The sequence below is a fragment of the Rhodopseudomonas sp. BR0C11 genome, from assembly GCF_010820945.1.
Lineage (GTDB): Bacteria > Pseudomonadota > Alphaproteobacteria > Rhizobiales > Xanthobacteraceae > Rhodopseudomonas > Rhodopseudomonas palustris_H.
Genome location: NZ_QTKI01000261.1, coordinates 1 through 6,645 on the forward strand (window position 1 = coordinate 1; position 6,645 = coordinate 6,645).

Sequence of the window (6,645 nt, forward strand, 5' to 3'; positions counted from 1 at the left end):
ACCTATGGACGCGTTGTCGGCGTGCGCGGTCTGATGGTCGAGATCGCCGGGCCGATTCACGCGATGAGCGTTGGCGCACGCATCGTTGTCGAAACCGGCGCCAACCGTGCGATCCCGTGCGAAGTGATCGGTTTCACCGGTAACAACGCCATCGTCATGCCGTTCGCAGGACTCGAAGGCGTGCGCCGCGGCTGCCGGGCGATCATCGCGAACGCGGCCGCTCAGGTGCGACCGTCGCCGCATTGGCTCGGCCGCGTTGTTAACGCTTTGGGCGAACCGATCGATGGCAAGGGGCCGCTGGTACAAGGTCCGTCGCCGATGCCGTTCCGCAATCAGCCCCCGCCGGCGCATTCGCGCAAGCGCGTCGGCATGCCGCTCGATCTCGGCGTGCGTGCACTCAACACCTTTCTCACCTGCTGCCGTGGGCAGCGCATGGGTATCTTCGCCGGTTCCGGCGTTGGTAAGTCCGTGCTGCTATCGATGCTTGCTCGCAACGTCGATGCCGCGGTGTCGGTGATCGGGCTGATCGGCGAACGCGGCCGCGAGGTGCAGGAGTTCCTGCAGGATGACCTCGGCGAGGAAGGTCTCGCGCGTTCCGTGGTTGTGGTCGCGACGTCGGACGAGCCAGCGCTGATGCGGCGGCAGGCAGCGTATCTGACGTTGGCGATCGCCGAATACTTCCGCGACAACGACAAGGACGTGCTGTGCCTGATGGACTCGGTCACGCGTTTTGCGATGGCGCAGCGTGAGATCGGGCTGTCGGCCGGCGAGCCGCCGACCGCCAAAGGCTATACGCCGACGGTGTTCACCGAACTGCCGAAGCTGCTTGAACGCGCCGGCCCGGGGCTGGGCGAGGGCACCATCACCGGCATCTTCACCGTGCTGGTCGACGGCGACGATCATAACGAGCCGGTCGCTGACGCGGTCCGCGGCATCCTCGATGGCCACATCGTGATGCAGCGCTCGATTGCCGAGCGCGGCCGCTATCCGGCCATCAACGTGCTGAAGTCGGTGTCTCGAACCATGCCGAAATCGGCCGATCCGGTTTATCTGCCGATGATCAAGCGGGCGCGACAGATCATGGCGACCTACGCCGACATGGAAGAATTGATCCGGCTCGGCGCGTATCGTCCCGGCTCGAGCGCCGAGGTCGACGAGGCGGTGCGGCTGCACGAGCCGCTGGAGGATTTCCTCCGCCAAGGCAAGGATGAGGCGACCAGCTTGCAGTCAGGATATGCCCAATTGGAGCAGATCCTGAGTAATTCGGAAACGGAACGCTAACTTTGTCCGGCCATCATGCTTGGCACGTCAATCGATTTGCCGGGTGGCCCTGTCGTGACCATCCGGCGATGTCCCGCGTTGAACTGGGACTTCTGGGGAGTACGAGTCGATGAAGTCACGCGAAACGCTGATCCGTCTGAAGAAATTTCAGGTCGACGAGCGGCGCAGACGGGTTGCCCAGATCGAAGCGATGATCGCGGATTTCGAGCGGATGTCGTCCGATCTGGAGCGCGAAATCGTCACCGAGCAGGAACGCGCGGGGATCACGGACCCCAGCCACTTCGCTTATCCGACCTATGCCAAAGCGGCGATTCAGCGCCGCGAAAACCTGACTCGCTCTGCCGACGAGCTGCGGGTGCAGCTCGAAGAAGCCCGCGGCCAGTTGTCCGAGGCGTTCGACGAGATGAAGAAGGTCGAATTGCTCGACGAGCGCGACCAGGCGCGCGAACGCGCCGAGGAAAGTGCCCGCGAACAGGCGGACCTCGACAGCATCGGTCTGATGCGTGCACGGCTTGGTGGGGCGGGCGCCGTCGCCTGATCTTTCGCAACTTGGCGTCGAAACAGCCCGGGCCCTCGGTCCGGGCTTTCGTTTGCGGTATCCACAGCCTATGCAGTGGCGTGGTGGAACACTGCGTTGCAAGATATGCTGCTGTGGTTCGGGCCGCTCGGCCGGAACGGGGGGCGTGGCCGCAACGGCCATGGTGAGGTCTCGGAATGCTGTCGCCGGCTGAGTTGGTTTCGCTGATCGCCGCGGTCGCTGAGCGCGACCAGGACGCGTTCCAGCGACTCTACGATGCGACGCGGGCGAAACTGTTCGGCGTCGTGCTTCGTATCTTGCGGCGACAGGATCTCGCCGAAGAAGTCATTCAGGACGCCTACGTCAAGATCTGGAACAACGCTGCGCAGTTCGATTCCGAGGTGGCTTCGCCGATCACCTGGATGGCGTCGATCGCGCGCAACCGGGCGATCGACGTCGCACGCAAGCGCGGCGAAGTCTCGATCGAGGAGGAGCCGTCCGCCAATGACGTCGCGGCGGAGACGCCTGACCCGCTGGCGCGCCGGGAGATGACTGAGGAGCTGAAGCGGCTTCTGGAGTGCATCGGCCGTTTGGAGCCCGAACGGCAGAAACTGGTTCTGCTGGCGTACTACAACGGCTGGAGCCGTGAGCAGCTCGGCGCCAAGTTCGGCGCTCCGGCCAACACGATCAAGACCTGGCTGCGCCGCAGCCTGCTCGATGTTCGGGGGTGTTTGGGACTGACCTGATGGCCCACAGCGAAGACCATAGCGCGCTCGCCGCGGAATACGCACTCGGCACGCTCGACGCCGCCGAATGGGCGGAAGCCGAGGCGCTGATGCGCAGCGATGCCGAGTTCGCCGCGCTGGTCAAAGCGTGGGAGCTGAAGCTCGGCGCGCTTAATCAGATGGTCGGGCTGGTCGAGCCGCGCGGCGAGGTATGGGATCGGATCAAGGCGGCGATCGCCGCCGAGTCACAGCGCGCGGTGCCGCCGCCGGCTGCGCCGCCGATTGGTGACGTCGCCAGTGCCGGGGTGCTCGGCGCGCCGGGAGATCCGATCTTGCCGCGCCCTGCCAACGACACCGGTCCCGCACCCGTCAGCGAGTCGACTGAACTCAGCCCCGAATCCAAACGCGTGGTGCACTTCGCCAAACGCGCCTACATCTGGCGCGGCGTGGCGATGCTGTCGAGCGCGATCGCAGCGTCGCTGCTGCTGGTGGTCGGCGCGCAGGTGTATCAGCCGGACCTGTTGCCGGACGCGGTTCGTCCGCCGATCCGCACCCAGATCGTCAAGGTCGAAACGCCGCCGCCGGCGGTGCCAGCGCAATACGTCGCCGTGCTGCAGAAGGACGGCAATGCGCCGGCCTTCATCCTCACCGTCGATGCCGGCACCAAGACCTTCACGGTGCGCCGGGTTGCCGCGTCGCCGGAGCCGGGCAAGAGCTACGAACTCTGGATCGTCTCAGACAAGCTGCAGAAGCCGCGGTCGCTCGGCGTGATCGGCAACCGCGATTTCACCGTCAATCCGGTGCTGTCGTCATACGATCCCGATCTGGTTAGCAAAGCTACCTACGCGGTGACGGTCGAGCCTGAAGGCGGCTCGCCGACCGGCGTCGCCACCGGCCCGATTGTGTTCACCGGCAAGCTGGTGGAAAGCGTGCCGCCGGAGCCGATCCGAAATACGCCACGGCAGTAATCGACTGGTCCATGGCGGAGGCGACGCGTTGCCGCTCGTCGTCCTCAGGTTTTGCCCAAGCTGATTATTTCGAACCGCGCTGTGAGACAGCGTGCGGACAGTAGCTGAACAGCTCGACCAACCGCGCGACCAACTTCATCGCACAAAAGAAAAACGCCCGTGGGGAGCGGGCGTTTTCCTTTGGGTCTCCACTTGGGGTGAGTGGGACCTCCTCAGCTCACGCGTCAGCCAGGGGGGCTATCTGGCATGCGTGAACGCTGGAACGGTTAGCGGATCACCATCGTTTCCGCCTTGCTGATCGCGGTCGGTTTGCCGGCTTTGATCACTTTGGCAGTCTGGGTGTAGCCGTCGTCGGCCCCGAGCCGTGCGGTGATGCCGAGGCCCGCCACCGCGATCCCGGCGACCAGAGCCACTGCCACAATCTTCAAGTGGGTGCTGCGATCGGCACTGTAGATCGAATGGTTCATGCGGAGCCTCCTGCTGTCTTCTCCACCCTCGGAAATTCGTGTTTGCGATCCCGAAGCAGGTTCAAAGAACTCACGCAGAAAACGTAGGAAATCGCTCGGCCGTTCCGCAGAGGGGGTCACAAACGCGTGAACAAGCGTGATAGTGCGCGAGAATGCAGCGCGAAAAGCCCGCCTAACTTACTGAAAATTAATCAAATCAGGTGCGGCGAGGCTGCCTTGGCCGTTCTCGCAGCCATCGGCATCAAAATACCACCCGAGGCCAATAGACCTTGTCTGTTGCGCAAAAGTCGCGCAGCCGCCTTGTCGTCCAAAGGCTGGGAACCGGGCGGCTTTAAACGCTGCCGACCGTCTTCAACCGCGCCCGCGGATGGATCTCGGCCTGCGACATCACCGTGGTCTGGGCCCGGAAGCGTTCGACCAGCGAGCGGACGAACGGCCGGATCGAGGCGGAGGTCACCAGCACCGGCGCTTCGCCTTCGCGAGCGGCTTGTTCGAACTTGTCGCGCACCGCGGTCATGAATTCGGACAGCTTCGACGGCGCCATCGCCAGGGTGCGGTCTTCGCCCTGGCCAATGATCGATTCGGCGAACGCCTGCTCCCACTTGGCCGACAGCGCGATCAGCGGCAGGTAGCCGTTGTACGAGGTGTTCTGCGCACAGATCTGGCGGGCCAACCGGGCACGGACGTGCTCGACGATGGTCGACGGATTGCGCGAGAACGCCAGCGCTTCGGCGATGCCTTCGAGGATGGTCGACAGGTCGCGGATCGAGACGCGCTCGGCGAGCAGCAGCTGGAGCACGCGCTGGATGCCCGAGACGGTGATCTGACCCGGGACGATGTCCTTGACCAGTTCGCCTTGTTCCTTCGGCAGGTCTTTGAGCAGCTTCTGGGTTTCGCCATAGGACAACAGGTCGGACATGTTGGCCTTGAGCAACTCGGTCAGGTGGGTCGACAGCACGGTGGCGGCGTCGACCACCGTGTAGCCCTTCAGCGATGCCTCTTCCTTGAAGTTGGCGTCGACCCAGGTGGCGGGCAGGCCGAAGGTCGGCTCGGTGGTGTGGATGCCGGGCACCGTCACCTGTTCGCCGGCCGGGTCCATTACCATGAACTGGTTCGGCCAGATCCGGCCGGTGCCGGCGTCGACTTCCTTGATCTTGATGACGTAGGTGTTGGCCTCGAGCTGGACGTTGTCGAGGATGCGCACTGCCGGCATCACGAAGCCCATTTCGATCGCCAGCGAGCGGCGCAGCGCCTTGATCTGTTCGGTGAGGCGGTCGGTGCCGTCCGGCCCGTTGACCAGCGGCAGCAGCGCGTAGCCGAGCTCGATCTTCAGATCGTCGATCTTCAGCGCCGCTGCGATCGGCTCCTCGGCCGACGCTGCCGCGGCTGCAGCTGCGGCGGCTTCCGGCGCCACTGCGGCCTGTGCCTTCTCGGCGGTGACCTCCGCCTTCCGCTTGCGTGCCTTCAAGGCGAGGAAGGCCGAGCCGCTGCCCAGCGCCAGGAACGGAATGGTCGGAATGCCCGGCAGCACCGCCAGCACCAGCATCACCGCGGCCGCCATGCCCAGCGCCTGCGGATAGCCGGAGAGCTGGCCCATCATCGCCTTGTCGGCCGAGCCGGAGATGCCGGCCTTTGACACCAACAGGCCTGCTGCGGTCGAGACGATCAGTGCCGGGATCTGCGTCACAAGGCCGTCGCCGACCGTCAGCAGGGTGTAGGTGTGGCCGGCTTCGGAGAACGACAGTCCCTGCTGCGCCACACCGATGATGATGCCGCCGATCACGTTGATGAACACGATCAGCAGGCCGGCGATGGCGTCGCCGCGGACGAACTTCGAGGCACCGTCCATGGCGCCGAAGAAGCCGCTTTCGTCCTCCAGCTCCTTGCGCCGCGCTTTGGCGGTGGCTTCGTCGATCAGTCCGGCCGACAGATCGGCGTCGATCGCCATCTGCTTGCCGGGCATCGAGTCCAACTGGAAGCGTGCCGCGACTTCGGCGATACGGCCCGAACCCTTGGTGATGACCACGAAGTTGACGATGATCAGGATCGTAAACACGATGATCCCGATCACGAAATTGCCGCCCATCACGAAGCCGCCGAACGCCTCGATGACGTGACCGGCGGCCGCGGTGCCTTCATGGCCGTGCGACAGGATCAGCCGGGTCGAGGCCATGTTCAGCGACAGCCGCAGCATGGTCGAGATCAGCAGCACGGTCGGGAACGACGAGAATTCCAGCGGCGCCTGAATGAACAGCGACGTCATCAGGATCAGGATCGAGAGTGTGATCGAGATCGCCAGGAACAGGTCGAGAATGATCGCCGGAAGCGGCAGGATCAGCACGACCAGGATGGTCAGCACGCCGATCGCGAGCGCGAGGTCGCCGCGCCGCAGTATGGCGATCATTTCTTTGAGGCTGGGAATGCCGGCGCCCGTGCCCTGGCCGACCGTGGTGTCCGTCATTTCAGCCGCAGTCCCCTGTGCGCGTCGCTTGCGCCGCCCGGACGTCTTCGCCGCGACCGGAGGGGCGCTGGGTCCGACGTGAGGCAGCGCACTGGCGTCCACGGGCATTCCCCGTTTTTCGCGGCCGACGACACTTCTTCACTGGGCAAAATTTGCCCGGTTCATGGTTAGCAAAGTGTTAACGCCGCCCCGGGTGCGACCGCATGGCAGGGCGCTGGCCGGCGGC

6 protein-coding genes are annotated in these 6,645 nt (G+C 64.7%); 4 read left to right on the top strand and 2 right to left on the bottom strand.

Features of this window, described 5'->3' with window-relative positions; translation table 11 throughout:
- The 4 genes from fliI to DYI24_RS18095 all read left to right on the top strand — a co-directional run.
- Positions 1–1,281 (top strand): flagellar protein export ATPase FliI (gene fliI, locus DYI24_RS18080; RefSeq protein WP_164573288.1); only part of this gene is annotated, 1,281 nt, incomplete at its 5' end.
- 109 nt (positions 1,282–1,390) lie between these two features.
- Positions 1,391–1,819: a flagellar export protein FliJ gene (gene fliJ / locus DYI24_RS18085; RefSeq protein ID WP_011157193.1), complete on the top strand. Its 429-nt coding sequence runs from the start codon at positions 1,391–1,393 to the stop codon at positions 1,817–1,819.
- A gap of 176 nt (positions 1,820–1,995) precedes the next feature.
- Positions 1,996–2,544, top strand: coding sequence for a sigma-70 family RNA polymerase sigma factor (locus DYI24_RS18090; RefSeq protein WP_164573289.1), 549 nt, complete (start codon positions 1,996–1,998; stop codon positions 2,542–2,544).
- Positions 2,544–3,491: an anti-sigma factor gene (locus DYI24_RS18095; protein WP_164573290.1), complete on the top strand. Its 948-nt coding sequence runs from the start codon at positions 2,544–2,546 to the stop codon at positions 3,489–3,491. Before DYI24_RS18090 ends, DYI24_RS18095 begins: the two co-directional genes overlap by 1 nt.
- Positions 3,492–3,757: 266 nt before the next feature.
- On the opposite strand, the gene DYI24_RS18100 is transcribed toward DYI24_RS18095, so the two are convergent.
- A complete protein-coding gene (locus tag DYI24_RS18100) occupies positions 3,758–3,958 on the bottom strand; it encodes a hypothetical protein (RefSeq protein WP_107343628.1) in 201 nt (66 codons plus the stop codon).
- A gap of 331 nt (positions 3,959–4,289) precedes the next feature.
- Positions 4,290–6,521 (bottom strand): flagellar biosynthesis protein FlhA, encoded by a 2,232-nt coding sequence (gene flhA, locus DYI24_RS18105; RefSeq protein WP_107346503.1) that lies wholly within the window; start codon positions 6,519–6,521, stop codon positions 4,290–4,292.
- Positions 6,522–6,645: the final 124 nt, after the last annotated feature.

Excerpts from the sequence above, each read along its gene's own strand:
- DYI24_RS18095 (WP_164573290.1), top strand. The coding sequence starts at position 2,544 with ATGGCCCACAGCGAAGACCATAGCGCGCTCGCCGCGGAATACGCACTC.
- DYI24_RS18100 (WP_107343628.1), bottom strand. The coding sequence starts at position 3,958 with ATGAACCATTCGATCTACAGTGCCGATCGCAGCACCCACTTGAAGATT.
- fliJ (WP_011157193.1), top strand. The coding sequence starts at position 1,391 with ATGAAGTCACGCGAAACGCTGATCCGTCTGAAGAAATTTCAGGTCGAC.
- DYI24_RS18090 (WP_164573289.1), top strand. The coding sequence starts at position 1,996 with ATGCTGTCGCCGGCTGAGTTGGTTTCGCTGATCGCCGCGGTCGCTGAG.